This window comes from Mesorhizobium ciceri biovar biserrulae (assembly GCF_001618845.1).
GTDB lineage: Bacteria > Pseudomonadota > Alphaproteobacteria > Rhizobiales > Rhizobiaceae > Mesorhizobium > Mesorhizobium ciceri.
On record NZ_CP015064.1, the window covers coordinates 1,461,921 to 1,476,041 of the forward strand.

A 14,121-nucleotide genomic window follows, 5' to 3' on the forward strand; every position below is an offset into this window, starting at 1 on the left:
CGACCTCCTCATGTTGGCGTGGTCGAGCGTTCAGCCCTCAAGCGGCCGCTGCCGAGACCTCGATCGATGCGGACTGCTCTTCCCAGGCAATGGTTTGTGCGTTTTGAAAATCTTCAACGCGTCCGATATCCAGCCAAAGCCCGTCATGTTTGTAGACGTGCACATTCGTGCCGTTTTGCATCATCTGCAGCATGAGATCGTCGAATCCGAAGGCGATGCCGTCAGGTATAAAACGAAAAACGTCTGGATTCATGCAATATATTCCCATGCTTACCAGATGGGATAGCGTCGGTTTTTCACGAAATACTTGAACGGTATTGTCGACCTCGTCGATGACGCCGAAGTCCATCTTGATGACGCGGGATGCGGTGGCTATGGTGACTGGATCCGTGTGTGTGCGGTGTGATGCCACAAACCGGCTGAGACTGAGATCGGTAAGTACGTCCCCATTGAGAACAATGAACGGCTCGTCCAGTTCCTCCCTGATCAGGGAGAGTGGGCCAATGGTGCCGAGAGGTTCCAGTTCCTGGGTGTAGCGTATCCTTAGATTCCACTGGGATCCGTCCCCGCATACGGTGCGGATCAAGTGCCCCAGATAGCCGGTCGTGACGTAGACTTCCTGAATGCCGTTCCGCCGCAGCCACTTCAAAAGCAATTCAAGAACCGGTCGAGCACCGATCGGCATGAGAGGCTTGGGCAATATGGATGTGAAAGGCCGAAGGCGTGTTCCCATTCCACCGCACTGAATGACCGCTTTCATCTCGTCCTCCTATTGATACGACTGTCGCGGTGTGATGGGTCCAACCCACCCGGCCGGAAGGCACGCCAGTGTTGGTTTTGCCTCTCCGGAGTGCAGCGATGGTAAGTGGCGCTTGAGAAGGCGTCGTCGTGCATTTGAATGGCACTTTCCCGGCCTTTTGATTCAATATTCCAGTTGGCAGCGCATGGGCGCGGCAGGGCGATCAGAGCTGGGAACTGTTCACATGTCCGGCGCCGGCAACGACCTTCTCGGAAGGGCATCGCTACCGTTCGTACGAAAAAAACACTTCAACATCTGGCCCTGAAATGTGTGCGATTGTAAGCTATATTAGAAGGTTGAAATGTGCCGATGGGCGGCGGCGAGCGTCGACATACGGGGGATCAGCGGGCGGCTGATCTGTGTTGGGTCACCGCACAGTCCATCCAAAGGGAGGTTTCGGCAGCTAGGGACACATGCGGGCTGCCAAAAGGTGGGTGGTTCATGTATCGTATTATCATCGCCGATGATCACGGCTTGTATCGTCGTGGGCTGCGACTGGCTTTGATGGCCGGCATTCCAGACTTGGAAATATTCGAAGCGGCGTGTTTTGATACCGTCATAAGCCTGCTTGAAGATCAGGCGCCTGTTGATCTCGCCATCATCGACCTGAACATGCCGGGACTGTCCGGTCAGGACGACCTTCGCGACGTCTTACCGGCTCATCCCGACACACGGTTTGCAATTGTCTCAGGGACCGATTCACGCGCCGAGATTCTAACTGCCCTCTCGATTGGACTTCATGGCTATATCGTAAAGTCCCAAACGGACGAGGAGGTGGTCCTGGCGGTGAACGAAATCCTGGCTGGCCGCATTTACGTTCCGGCACTTCTTTCACAAAGGTCCAAGGAGTCGGTGCGCCTTCCATCCGAGGCTCCCACGCAAATGCCCCACAGGACCATCAGCGTCAACAATCTGGGCAGGCTTACGTCCAGACAGAAGGAAGTCCTCAGGTTGATGGCTGAAGGTTACTCGAACAAAGAGATTGCCCGCTCTCTTGAAATTGCAGAAGCGACGACGAAGATTCATGCGGCTGCCGTCCTGCGCGAACTTGGGGCACGAAACCGGACGGAAGCCGCGGTTTTGCTGAAGACATGGGCCGCCAGGGACATCAACTAGCGCCGATTGCTTTTGGCGGCAGCCGGACCGAATATTTCAGTCCGTGATCCAGCATCTCAAGCTTGGAAGAGTGGCCCACGATAGGCTCACCGTCGGCTCCGATAATCAACGACCCAAAGCCACGCCGAGCCGAGGTGGAGACCCGGCGCTCTCCCGATTCCGACCATTCAAACACTATGTCGGCGCCGGGCTCCTGGGCCACGAATTGCCACACCACCTCGATCCGTCCTGCCGGAGTGCCGAGAGCCCCATGCTTCACGGAATTGGTCGTAAGCTCGTGAACGATCATTGCGAAGCTCTCAGCCGAACCCTCAGCCATTTTTATTTCGGGTCCACTGATCGAAATGTCATGCGTCCCCATATAGGGCTGCAACTCCTGAACGATGAGGTCACGCAGGGAAGCCGACAGGCTGCCATCGCGTGAAAGAAGCAGATGCGTCGCCTGGAGTGCGCCGATCTTTTCGATCAGTGTCTGCTTATAGCTAGCGATATCATTGTCGGGGGCACCAACCATATTCACAAGCGCCGTGATCACCGGAAACAGATTGTTGAGCCTATGGCGCTGTTCAAGCATAGCCCGCTCTCGCTTCTTCGCCGCAGCCCGCAGCAGAATGGTTATGCGCCGATCGGTGAGATCCGCGGCGACTCCTATTCGCTGTGCACGACCGTCGCGCAATTCGTCCCGTCCCCGAAGAGCAATCCAGCGGATATGCCCGCCAGTTCGCCTGATGCGGATCTCAGCGTCATAGTCGGCGCCTGATGCAAGCTCTCCCGGGGCCATCAGATTAGGCAAGTCGGCCGGGTGAACGACCGCAGTCAATTCCTGCAATGGACGGCTCGGCGCGGGTGCCAGCCCCATCATTTCCCAGAACGCGGCTGAGCCCTTCACGGACCCGCTCTCGAAATCTATGCGCCATGTTCCCAACCGGCTTGACGATAGCGCCAGGTCCAACCATTCCTTCTGAGCCCGGAGTGCCTCGCGGGCGGTTCGCTCTCCCGATATGTCGTCCACCACTACAAAAATGCTTTGAGGGAGAGCATCGGCTGGCACGGCCAAAGACAGGGCCAATCTTGTCCACAAAATCGTGCCGTCTCTTCTCAGGAGACGGATCTCCGAGCCGAACGAAGTCGTGTCTTTCAGGCGAGTCAACGCTTCCGCCAAGGTGTGGTTGTCGTCGGGGTGGACGAGTGCGCTGAGCGGCAGACTTGAAAGCTCCTCCTCGACATACCCTGTCATCTCACAAAGACGCTTGTTGGACCGTTGCAACTCTCCGTTCTCATTCATGTTGGCAAAGCCAATGGCGGCACGTTCGAATGCCCAGCGATACCTGTTTTCGGTTGCTTCCAAGGCCGCGAGTCTAGCCTCCGCAACCTGCAAAAGGGCGCGGTAGTCCTGCCTCTGCCGGTGGAAAGTCAGGGCGATCATCCCCCCTGCAACCAGCAGCAGAATGGCTTGAACCCAAAGGCCGACATCGATTGGATGGTGCAGGACATCCCGCGTCAACAAGCCGACGGCAACCATCACAAATGTTGCCGCAAGAGCGATCATGCGATCTTCGAGATATGAGATGGCAATAATGGCGGGAACAAACTCAAAAAAGCCGATGTCGTATGCCACAGAGGTCGGCAGCGCTGTCTCGACTGCAAGTGTCGCTATCAGGAGCGACATCGAGGCAAGGCGGGTCAGCAACTTGCCTGAGCTGTTCGGATGCAAACTGAGCGAATGCAAACGCATGTGCCAGACTATAACCTTCTGACTAGTCCGTCGAGATTAGACCGAAAAGCGTACAGACTAGTCCGACCGCAGGATTGTTCCCCGGGATTGTAGCGCGCATTTTGTCCGATGTCGGGGGCGGATCGGACCGCTACTCTCCAAGCGACCTGACTGACATGTTTAAGGCACCTCCTTTTGACTGGGAGGCGTTGCCGTTTTGCGGGAGGTAAGAAAATGGCACTGGTTGGTAGGCAAGATGATGGAATCCTTGGTCGCCAATATGGAAGTTTCGGGGGAAAGCCTGTCTCCGCCTTGAGAACGCAAGGTGACCATGCTTCCGCTTGGCATCAAGCACCACAACGGTTCGACAGCGTTGCTGTCGAGCCACGGCAGAGCAGCCTTGCATCTGTTGTGAGAATGCTTGATCGCATCGGTTGTGGCTACCTGATCCTGAACAGCGACAGGAAGGTCATGGAGTGGAATTCAGCCGCTCAAAACACCTTGGAGCGCGAAGGCGAGGCAGCCGATACGGCCAGCAAGGTATTTGCTGCGCTGAGACGGCTGATCGCAAACGTGCCGGGCAATTTTTCTCCTGGCACGCTTTCATGGGTGGTGATCCGAGGCATGGGCGACAGGCCCCTGATATTGAACGAGAAGGGCATAGCAACGCCTGACGCGACAAGCATCGTGGCGCTGCTGGATCGTGAAAACAGGTCCGGGCCAAATCCCCAGACGCTGCAAAGAATGTTTGGTCTGACGAGTGCCGAAACGCAGCTCGCACTGCGCTTGGCGCAGGGCGATGCCCCTTTGGAAATAGCCCGCAAGCGGCGCTTGAGCCGGACCACGATAAGGTCGCAGCTGGCGTCGCTGTTCGCCAAGACCGAAACACGGCGACAGGCGGAACTGGTAGCTCTTCTTGGGCGCATATGCGTTTTGCCGTGAGGCAAACGCCTTTACCATGCGCGCGCACAACAGGCTTGTGCGCGCAATCTGTCGCTGATGTGCTTGTCGGCCAGCCTCACCTTACCGCCGTCGCGTGCGCACCCGGCCCAATCTTGGGCGGATTGCAAACACGTGATTAAGCACGTGCCAGCCCGCCACCTTCATGACCGAAGGCCGGAAGATCTGAATCCCATCCAGGAACGTAGTCAACCAGGACTGCTGGTGGAACCGCATGGGAATACGAGCAACCCGCAGCGCCCGCAGCAATGTCTCGGGAGGCGGGAGATGGTTGCGGTCTTTGATGAGATTCCAGTTAAGCTGCTTGACGGCGAGGGTCACTTCGTCGACCTCGCGGAAACTCTTTGACGTGGTAATGCTTGGATGGCTCGTTGCATCATAAAAGGTAAGCGGATCGCTTATCGCCACCATGTCCCCATGGCTGGCTAGATCGACGAAGAACAGTTGATCCACTCCGGCCGGAATCTCTTTGTGCGTGCGCATCAAGCAGCCGGCACGAATGACGTCGCTGTTGATCAGCAATGTGGATGGAATGATCCCCAGGCAGCGTGTCGCGCGCACCAGATAGAGGTCCATCAGGCACTGCTGGCTGGAATAAAGGGAGATCGCTTCCTGCTCCTTGGGGACTTGGCGAAATCTCACTCGCTTGTCCTCGATTATGTTTGCGGCAGACGTCATGAAGGCGACCGACGGGTGCTGTTTGGCAACTTCGGCGAATGTCCTGAGTGCACCTGGCGCAAGCCAGTCATCGTCGTGCAGCAACTTGATCCACCGTCCAGAGCAAGCCAGCATAGCGTTGTTGGTGTTCTCCACCTGACCGCGACCTCGGCTGTTCTCGATGATGCGGATGCGAGGTTCGCTTCGTGCATAGTCGGTCACGATAGCCCAGGTCTCGCCCTGCGCTCCCTCGTCGTCGCTCACGACCAACTCCCAGTCGGAGTAATCCTGGCCCAGGACGCTGTCGATCGCTCTGCGGATCGTATCGGGCCGGCGAAAGGTTGGTATCCCGACAGAGATAAAAGGGCGTGACCATGAGACATCGGCACGGTCATGCTGGGTGACCGCAACTGCCGCTTGAAGATTGTCAACCGACGACGAATTCATGGTGTTTTTTCCTCGAGACATTCATGTTGGATGCACGTTGCAGCGCCTGCTGGTTGAGGGTCGTGGGTCAACAAATACAGCGATGCTGCCATTTTCAGAGCGAAACCCGACGCGCCGCCGGCGGCCATGAAATAGATGACGGTGACTGGCTGCCAGCCCGCCTGGGCGCCGGCGAGCAGCGGGCCAAACACGAGAACCGCTCGTGCGAGGTCGATGACCAGTCTTGTTCCTTGCCGACGTAGCAGAGCGGGAACGTCGCTAAGCGGAGTAGACAACGCTTGTGCCGCGCCCATCAGCGCCAGTGCGGTCATGATTTCCGCGGTGGGCATCCAAGGCTCGCCCAGGAGCGGAACGACCACATAGGGCGCGGCGAGTCCAAGCAGCAATATCGGCACCGCGGTAAAGCCGGCGGCCAGCAGGAGAAGCCCGCGTGCCACGCCAAGCAGGTGTCCACGATTGTTGTTCTGGTTTGCTTCGGCGACAAAAACATTGCTGAGCGGTGAAGCGATCAGCGTCACTGGACCGGTAACCAGGCGCGTTGCCACGCCCAAATATCCCGCAAATGCGGTGCCGAACAGCCCACCGACAAGAACTGCCGGAAGATTGTTGATCGCTATGCTCGCGAGTGTTGCGGGGATATCGAACAGAGGAAATTTGTATTCCCGCCGGGCCTTTTCGAACACCGCACGCCAAGGTGCCCGGGCGATGCCGCGCAAATCCTCCCAGCTCGTCACCCGATAACCGATATACCCGATAAAGACGAACTGGCTCAAAATATGGGCATGGATCATCGCTTCGCCGCCGAGGTTGGCGATGCCGAAAACCAATTGCAGTGCAGCCATGCTCGCCGGCAGGATCAGCCGCCCAAGGGCAAAGTCGCGCAAAAGCCCAGCACGCAGGCTCCAGCAGTTCATGGCTTCGACCAGACCTGCGCCTCCCATTCCGATCGGAATGAGCCAGGCAAGCGAGCCGAGGCGGTTGGGAGCAAGGTTCGACAGCATCTGTCCGGCCGAAAAGGCCAGGACGGTGGTCACGAACACAGCCAAAAGGATAAGCTTGACCGTCACATAGGCCTGGGCGCTCCCCTTAACCCCATAGAGTGACGCCTCGAAGCGCAATGCTGCGACCCCGGCGAGTATGTTCACAATCGACAGATAAATCGTAAAGATGCCGAAATCCGCAGGCGAATAGAGCCGCGCCAAGACCGGAATCGCAGCAAGAAGGGTGAGTTGGCCGACAATTGCCATCGCCGACACTTCACCAGCTGCACGAATGATCGAACCGATCGTGCTCGGCCGAACAGCAATGATGGCTGTGTCGGCCGCGGGAACCATCTTGGGTCTCAGAAGGTCGCTCAGTGCCATCGGTTCGCGCTTCCGAGGGAGGCAAATATCGGGGATTGCCGCAGCCTACGATGCACACCGAACCTTGCCATCATTCACCTGAATGACGCGCTCTGCGGACAGGCTGCACCCTGAATCGTCCGGGCCGCTCCCTGGATGAACCGCCCCCGGATCGTCCGCGGCCCAAGGACGAGCCTGTGCTTGGTCATGCTATCTGCTCGCGCAAGAGGTCGGCGCTATCCTCGAGCCGATATCCGGCATGTTTTTTCAAGTTCACTTGCGTGAGGACGCTGCCGACGGGTACCCCAAGAGAACCGTTGCCCTGAAGGAGTTCCAGCACCCCGCGAGCGAGGGTACGTGGCGTTTTCCTCCATCGGACGGCAAAAAGCACCGCATCAGCCCATCCAGCCAGAAATTTGGCTTCCGGCCGCCCGAGCGCCGACGGCAGGTTTATGATGACGATGCGATAGGTCAAGTGCAGATCCGCCATCACTTTGCCCCCATCCTCGCAGGACAACACCGCCAGCAGATCGTCCGACGGAGCAGCGGTCATCACGTCGATGCCGATTTCATGCAGACTGGCCACGGCGTTTTCCAGGTTGCTGCGATTGCAGACATAGTCAGCGAAGGAATGGCGGCTCTTGCGCTCGCTGAACTGATGCAGGAACTCGAGCGTGAGTTGAACGCCCTTGCGTTCAAGATCGATCAAGAGAACACGACCGCCCATCCGCGTGCCGGCCAGCGCCAGACTCCATGCGAGCTCGGTCCCCCCATCCTCCGGGACGCTGGAGGTGACAAGCGCCGTGTACGACGAACGAGCCCTCAGCGCATTGGGCGCCGCAGCAATCAGCAACGACGTCACGGCGCGGCTATAGGCGGAGCTGCGCTCGCCCAGGACAAGGGTTCGCAGTCGTTTGGCATGCACCCTGCCTGCTTCGGGAATCTGCCCCATACATGGAACCTTGAGCACCGCTTCCGCCTCGGTCTCACCGCGGAAAGTCCGATCGAAGTGATTGCGCATCGTGACGAAAATCGCGCCCAGTATAGCGAACACAATCATCCCGGGCGGAACAAGGAAGATGGCGGGCAAGGTCTGCGGGATGGTCGGCGGCCATGCCGCCGATAGGATGGAAATTCCAGCCGAGGGAACTCCGATACGCCGCGTCAAATCCTGTTGCCGGCCAAGAAGTTCGTTGTATCGCTGGGTCAGCAAACTGACCTGCGGCTCGAGAACCCGCAACCCGGAAAGCCGGCTGGCGGTGTCGGCCATGACCGCATCCAAAATGGCCTTCCGGCTCTCAAGAGTGGCGATCTGGGCACGGAAAATGTTTGCGTCCGCAGCAATCTTGTCGATGCCTTGTTCGACCTTGCTTTCGGTCAGGTTTCTGAGTTCTTGGTCCGCAGGCGCGCGAGCCTGTCGAGCCGCGAGATCGGCAAGTTCAGGCCCGCCAATGGCTTCGGCCACGGAGACGAAAGAAGCCCCCTGCGCTCGAAGCTCCTGAACATGTCGCAGCCGAGTTTCCACAGCGGCGAGATCTGCGTTTGACATCGACAATTGCTGGCTGAGGTCGGCCCGTTCCCTGGCTGCATTGTCCGCCGAGCCTTGGTCGATGGCTCCGTGGCTCAACCGATATTTCTCAAGGCGGTCGGCCGCTGCCTGCAGATCGTTTTGCAGCCTGGGCAGGCTGGTGGTGATCGCATCGAGTTCTTGCTGGTCGGATGCCTGCCTTCTCCTTATCAGATTGTCGACATAGACCTGAGCGAATGTGTTGGCCACGAGCGCCGCCCGCGCGGGACTGTCATCGGCGAAAGCGACGGAGACTACTCTCGATCGCAGCTCCTGCCCGACCCGCATTCCTTGCCGCAAGGCTCTCAATTCGGAGGCATCCTCGGCCTGTGAATCGCTGATTGTTTTGTCCGCTCCTGGCCACAGTCGGTCCAGTAGACCACCGGCAAGCGAGCGTGTCCTCGGGGGAGGGATGGCAGACGGCTCAAGCCGGGAATTCCCGCTAGCGGAATTGTCCTGTCCGGTTTCAGCCGCACCTGTCTTGCGCAGTGCCGCCATGACGCGGCGCAGATGGTCTTGCGACGATAGCATCGTGATGTGGTCATCTATGCTTGAATCGACGAGGTCCTGCGAAGACGGGGCGCCGACGGGCAGTGAACCGCGCGATGGGGCGTCGATGATAAGCTGAGTAGTTGCTTCGTAGAGAACCGGGCGAAGACTTCCAAGCAACCCCGCCAGCAGCCCGCCCAACACAGCGAAGGCAACAATAGACCATTTTCGCCTTGCCAGAATCACGAAGAGTTGGTGCGACGCGGTGGCCGGCTCGACATATTCGCGCAATGACCGCACGTGCACTCTGCCTTCGAGAACCGGTGCTGGTGGTTGATTGATCCGTGGCAGCTGGATCGGGCTGATTGCGGAACCTACCATTTTATACTCCTGCCAGATCGGGTTCATGAATTGGGCCGGTTTGCTGTGCTTGCCGGTTGGCTCGGCTCCGCCAGGCCTGGAACATCAATGCGGACCACAATTCGCGCGAGCGGTTCTGGCCATCAATGTGATCGCGCCAGCAGGCGTCGATCTTCGCAGCGTCCAATACGTCACTGCTTTCTGCTCGCATGTCGGCGAGAAGATCGCTGGCCCAGTTGCGCAGCGGACCCCGCAGCCATGCTGCGATAGGGACATCGAAGCCCTGTTTCGGACGCTCGATCAGGTGCTGCGGGAGATAGCGGCGTAGCAATTGACGAAGAATCCATTTGCCGGCGCCATCACGAACTTTCATGTTGGATGGCAGCCGCCAGGAGAATTCGACAACGCGGTGGTCAAGCAGAGGACACCGGCCCTCAAGGCTGTTGGCCATAGTGGCACGGTCCAGCTTCACCAAGATATCGCCAGGCAAGTACCCCGCCATGTCATCGCACAGAAGACGGGAGAGCAGGTCGTCAAGCGGCGGACCGCCGTGGCCGTAGATTGGTTCGGTGGGCCGCTGACGTCCCAGGTTTTCAGCCTGTGGCCGCGCCAGCCGCTGAAACAATTCGTCTTCATTCGATGCCGCGAGCAGCCGGGCGAGACGTTCCATCCGGTCGCTCCGGATAAAATGCCTCGCGCTCGCAGAGAGTGGCAGTTTGCCGATGACATCGTCGCGTCCGGCGCGTGCGAAAAAACCTGCCCCTGCCGCCAAGGTTCGGCGCAGTTGTCGGGGCAGGCGCAGGTGTCGTTTCAACCGCTCCGCCATGAAGTGGCGGCCGTATCCTGCGAAGCATTCGTCACCGCCGTCGCCCGACAGCGCTACGGTGACGTGCTGACGAGCGAGCCTGGCAACGAGCAAGGTCGGTATCTGCGATTCATCGGCGAAGGGTTCATCCCAGACCTGCGGCAACTCGGGAATGACGTCACGTGCGGCGCTGGGCGAGAGGTGAAGTTCGGAGTGGTCGGTGCCCAGATGACGGGCAACGGCCGCTGCGTATGGAGCTTCATCAAAGCCGCCCTCTGCGAACGAGATCGTGAAGCTGCGAACCGGCTTGCAGGATTGAGCCTGCATCAGGGCGATCACGGCTGAGCTGTCGATCCCGCCCGACAGGAAGCCGCCCAGAGGGACGTCGGCGATCATGCGTTCCCGCACGGCCAGCCGAAGCCGGTTGTCCAGTTCGTCAACCAGATCTTCGTCGGTGCCGGTAGCGGGGTTCCGTCGCCCATCGGCTGCAACGTCAGCCAGTGACCACCAGCGGTGAATGCGTTGGGAAAGACGGTCCGCGCTGCGGTCTTCGGCAAAATTCGCCGCGGTGACGGAAAGGACGGAACCAGGCGGCAGTTTGAACACGCCTCGCCAGATACAGAGATGGTCCGGCACCCATCCCGTTGAAAGCATTGCCGCCGCGGCATCAAGATCAAGGTCGGGAGAAAAGCCCGGAAAGGTGTTGATCGCCTTCAGCTCAGAGGCGAAGACCAATGCGTCTCGGGTCGAAGCAACATAGAGGGGCTTTTTGCCCATCCTGTCACGGGCCAGATAAAGGCTTCTTGTCTTCAGATCCCACAATGCGAACACGAACATTCCGGCAAAGCGTTTGAGGGCGGTTTCAAGCCCCCAATGCTCGATTGCGCTGAGCATCACTTCGGTGTCGCTGGCGCCTTGAAAGGTTTGGCCCGCACCCTCGAGTTCGCGACGCAAATCGCGAAAATTGTATATCTCACCGTTGAAGGTGATCACGTACCGGCCGCTGGCAGAATGCATCGGCTGGTGCCCGGCGGCTGACAGGTCGACAATTGCCAATCGCCTGTGGCCCAATGCGATTCCAGCCTCGCGATCGGCCCAGAGCCCTTCGCCATCCGGGCCCCGGTGACGCAGCGATGCGGTCATCCGCCCGATCGCTTGGAGCGGCTTTATGTCTGTGGCATCGGAAGCCAATAGAATTCCGGCGATCCCACACATTTAGGGCACCCTGGGCTCGGCAAGTTGCCGCCGAAGTGCGGTCGGATTTCCGGCAACGAGGCAGAAAGCCAGCGAAAACCACACGATCGGATGGCGGATGATCAGGTGAGGCATGCTGAAGATTATCGTCGACGCACCGAGCACCAGCAGCGCGTCGAATCCCGCTCGCCAGGCAAGCGACATTGCGGCTCCCACGATCCAGACCAATGCCATCACCGCAAGCAATCCGCCCTGCAGGTAAAGGTCAAGAACGGTATTATGGGCCTCGAAAGGTCGCTGCAGAAATTGACGGTCGGCGACGGGCGGGCGCTCGAGGTGAGGCCCAGGGCCCAATCCCAGCGACCCGGATTTCAACCCCGTTTCCACCGCGTCCTGCCACAGATAGAGCCGGAGTTCGAACGTTTCGAGTGTCGCTTCCCCACCCTGGTCCTTGGTAAGGCTCTTGGCAAAATGGGCGACGCTGGCCTCTTCGGTGAGCGCGTAGGGCGTCATCGCCAGCGCTAAAGGCAAGGAACCCGCCAACAGCACAATTGCTGACAAGCGGGGCAGGCTGGCGCGACCGCTTGTTGCGATCCATGCACGAAGCCGCAATCCGAGAAAGACGAGGCAGCTCAGGATACTGGTGTAGAGATAGGTGTCGCTCTTCGTCAGCCGGCCGACATAAAAGGTCAGGATCAGGCTGGAGAATGCGAGCAAACGGCGCCATGGGTTGCGGGTGGTCGTGGCAAGGTGCAAAGCCAGGGGGCCAAAAAGCGCGCAATAGAGCGCAAGTTGGTTCGGGTTCTCGGACCAGCCACGGAATCTGTCCCAGAACCAGGGGTCGACGCCGGGCTGGTGGGCTACCCCAAATGCCAATCCCAGCTGAATTACGAAGCTTCCATTGGCGATGGCGATCACCCACCAGGCACTGCGGCGAAGGTGACGATCGGCGTCGGGCTCCGCGGCCGCCAGGCATGTGAAGCCGGCCAGCAGCATGTAGGCCATCAGGTCATGTACCAGCCCGGTCAAGTAAAGGACGGTGGTCAGGTAGCCGACGATCGTGCCGATTCCCAAAGCCAGCGACAAGATCAGCCAGAAGCTCGCCAGTTGGACAAAAGCGGGTGTGACCTGGAGACGACCCCCGGCGAATATTCGTCCAATCGCCAGAACGATCCAGATCGCGATGAACAATTCGCCATAGCCGAGCGGCAATCCCGGAACGGCCAGTTGCGTCGCGTAGGACATCGCAACTCCCAGGGCGAGCAAGGCGTCCCGGATCATTGACGTGCTCCGCCCCGGTGATCTGCGAGGCTGCCCTCAAGTGCGACAGCAGGGAGCGGTCGCGGAAGCCCCGCGCGGAGTGTGTTTTCGTACAGGTCGCAGTACTGATCGACCACCAACGGCAGGGCAAATCGCTCCCGCACAAGTTCAGCGGAACGGACGCCCATTGCCTTTGCCCCAGCGCGGTCGGACAGCAAGTCTATTGTTCGCGAGGCAAGGGCATCGGCGTCATGCGGTGCAACCAGGTAGCCATTCCACCCGTCTTCGACGACGTCTCTGCAGCCTGGCATCCTGGAAGCCACGATTGGCAGTCCCGAAAGCCCCGCTTCCAGCAACACACGCGGTACTCCTTCGCGATACTGGGTGGGAAAGGCGAATACATCGGCCATGCCGAGGAGATCAGCGACATCGCGTCGTGGACCCAAGGCCAGCACATGAGATGCGTGCCGGTCGATCTCGGACTTGTCGATTGCGAATGAGCCTTCGGATTCTCGCGGGCCGACAAGCACAAATCGTGCTGCTGGTCTTTCGGCCACGACGCGAGGAACCGCCTCGAGGAGGGTTCCCACACCCTTCTGACGGGTCAAGCGGCCGACAAAGATCACCACTTCGGCGGACTGGAGGCCGAGTTCCTTACGCATCTTCGTTGCCGAGGACCCGAGATGGCGCACCGTTGCGAACGCATCGACATCGATTCCGGAACTGCGTATCAGTCGCGAGCTTCCGCGACCGGTCAGCCGAAAGCGCTCGAAGAACAGTTGGTCATCACGATTTTGGAAAACGGTCGCCGCCGTCCACGAAGACGCGAGCCATTGCAGCGCGCAATAGACCGGACGCAGGGCCAAAGCGCGAGGCGCCAGAGATGAGAACGTCCAGCCCAGCCCGTTGATGGTGCGAATAACCGGAACTGTTCCCCGCATGGAAAGGGGCGTCAACAGATTTGGCTTGGTGTCGAAACTCTGGATGATGTCGGGCCGAAGCTCCCGCATCAATCGGCGCATCGTTCCGAGAGCACGCCATTCTCCGCCGCCAGATGCAAACCGGTCGAAGGAAAACCTGTGATGCGAAATGTCATGCCTTAAAAACGGTACGGGAGAACCGCTCGAGACCGCCGTAACGCGAAAGCCTTTCTCTCGCAGCGCGATGAGGAAGGGAACTCTCAAGGCGTGATCCTCGCCTCCCACGCAGACCAGATGTGGGTTCATCTGCCTCTCCCCAGCGCACACGGCGGGCAATCGAGTAACTGACGCTCTCGATGCTGCCACGGCCCGGTTTCATCACCTATGAGCGCATCCCGCCCGAGTGCACGCTATGGGGAGGCCGGGTTCCTGTCCTCGTCCGTTTGAATGACACCATGATGTTTGGAAAGGGGTAGGACCAGTGAGGCGA

10 protein-coding genes are annotated in these 14,121 nt (G+C 59.2%); 2 read left to right on the forward strand and 8 right to left on the reverse strand.

Annotated features, from left to right (window positions below; genetic code table 11):
• Positions 1 to 37 precede the first annotated feature (37 nt).
• Positions 38 to 760, reverse strand: a complete 723-nt coding sequence (locus A4R29_RS06460; RefSeq protein WP_013533115.1) for a nucleotidyltransferase family protein — start codon at positions 758 to 760, stop codon at positions 38 to 40.
• 480 nt (positions 761 to 1,240) lie between these two features.
• Here A4R29_RS06460 and A4R29_RS06465 point away from each other — a divergent pair, with 480 nt between their 5' ends.
• Complete coding sequence (locus A4R29_RS06465) at positions 1,241 to 1,915, forward strand: LuxR C-terminal-related transcriptional regulator (RefSeq protein ID WP_013533114.1); 675 nt, start codon at positions 1,241 to 1,243, stop codon at positions 1,913 to 1,915.
• On the opposite strand, the gene A4R29_RS06470 is transcribed toward A4R29_RS06465, so the two are convergent.
• Positions 1,908 to 3,650: a PAS domain-containing protein gene (locus A4R29_RS06470; RefSeq protein ID WP_063171510.1), complete on the reverse strand. Its 1,743-nt coding sequence runs from the start codon at positions 3,648 to 3,650 to the stop codon at positions 1,908 to 1,910. The two genes, A4R29_RS06465 and A4R29_RS06470, sit on opposite strands and share 8 nt — an antisense overlap.
• A gap of 213 nt (positions 3,651 to 3,863) precedes the next feature.
• Here A4R29_RS06470 and A4R29_RS06475 point away from each other — a divergent pair, with 213 nt between their 5' ends.
• A complete protein-coding gene (locus A4R29_RS06475; protein ID WP_024502429.1) occupies positions 3,864 to 4,571 on the forward strand; it encodes a helix-turn-helix transcriptional regulator in 708 nt (235 codons plus the stop codon).
• 81 nt (positions 4,572 to 4,652) lie between these two features.
• Here A4R29_RS06475 and A4R29_RS06480 read toward each other — a convergent pair whose 3' ends face one another.
• The 6 genes from A4R29_RS06480 to A4R29_RS06505 all read right to left on the reverse strand — a co-directional run bounded on the left by A4R29_RS06480 (position 4,653) and on the right by A4R29_RS06505 (position 13,937).
• Positions 4,653 to 5,693, reverse strand: coding sequence for a glycosyltransferase family 2 protein (locus A4R29_RS06480; RefSeq protein WP_063171511.1), 1,041 nt, complete (start codon positions 5,691 to 5,693; stop codon positions 4,653 to 4,655).
• Entirely contained in the window at positions 5,690 to 7,057 is a 1,368-nt protein-coding gene (locus A4R29_RS06485; protein WP_013533110.1) for an oligosaccharide flippase family protein, read from the reverse strand. Before A4R29_RS06485 ends, A4R29_RS06480 begins: the two co-directional genes overlap by 4 nt.
• A gap of 184 nt (positions 7,058 to 7,241) precedes the next feature.
• Entirely contained in the window at positions 7,242 to 9,473 is a 2,232-nt protein-coding gene (locus tag A4R29_RS06490; RefSeq protein ID WP_063171512.1) for a GumC family protein, read from the reverse strand.
• A 1-nt stretch (position 9,474) separates the two neighbouring features.
• Positions 9,475 to 11,472 (reverse strand): asparagine synthase (glutamine-hydrolyzing), encoded by a 1,998-nt coding sequence (asnB, locus tag A4R29_RS06495; RefSeq protein ID WP_063171513.1) that lies wholly within the window; start codon positions 11,470 to 11,472, stop codon positions 9,475 to 9,477.
• Entirely contained in the window at positions 11,473 to 12,732 is a 1,260-nt protein-coding gene (locus tag A4R29_RS06500) for an O-antigen ligase family protein (RefSeq protein ID WP_013533107.1), read from the reverse strand.
• Positions 12,729 to 13,937, reverse strand: coding sequence for a glycosyltransferase family 4 protein (locus tag A4R29_RS06505; RefSeq protein ID WP_063173600.1), 1,209 nt, complete (start codon positions 13,935 to 13,937; stop codon positions 12,729 to 12,731). Before A4R29_RS06505 ends, A4R29_RS06500 begins: the two co-directional genes overlap by 4 nt.
• Between the last annotated feature and the right edge of the window lie 184 nt (positions 13,938 to 14,121).

Bases quoted from the DNA above. Each gene is read 5' to 3' on its own strand.
- A4R29_RS06460 (WP_013533115.1), bottom strand. From the start codon at position 760: ATGAAAGCGGTCATTCAGTGCGGTGGAATGGGAACACGCCTTCGGCCT.
- A4R29_RS06465 (WP_013533114.1), top strand. From the start codon at position 1,241: ATGTATCGTATTATCATCGCCGATGATCACGGCTTGTATCGTCGTGGG.
- A4R29_RS06470 (WP_063171510.1), bottom strand. From the start codon at position 3,650: ATGCGTTTGCATTCGCTCAGTTTGCATCCGAACAGCTCAGGCAAGTTG.
- A4R29_RS06475 (WP_024502429.1), top strand. From the start codon at position 3,864: ATGGCACTGGTTGGTAGGCAAGATGATGGAATCCTTGGTCGCCAATAT.
- A4R29_RS06480 (WP_063171511.1), bottom strand. From the start codon at position 5,693: ATGAATTCGTCGTCGGTTGACAATCTTCAAGCGGCAGTTGCGGTCACC.
- A4R29_RS06485 (WP_013533110.1), bottom strand. From the start codon at position 7,057: ATGGCACTGAGCGACCTTCTGAGACCCAAGATGGTTCCCGCGGCCGAC.
- A4R29_RS06490 (WP_063171512.1), bottom strand. From the start codon at position 9,473: ATGGTAGGTTCCGCAATCAGCCCGATCCAGCTGCCACGGATCAATCAA.
- asnB (WP_063171513.1), bottom strand. From the start codon at position 11,472: ATGTGTGGGATCGCCGGAATTCTATTGGCTTCCGATGCCACAGACATA.
- A4R29_RS06500 (WP_013533107.1), bottom strand. From the start codon at position 12,732: ATGATCCGGGACGCCTTGCTCGCCCTGGGAGTTGCGATGTCCTACGCG.
- A4R29_RS06505 (WP_063173600.1), bottom strand. From the start codon at position 13,937: ATGAACCCACATCTGGTCTGCGTGGGAGGCGAGGATCACGCCTTGAGA.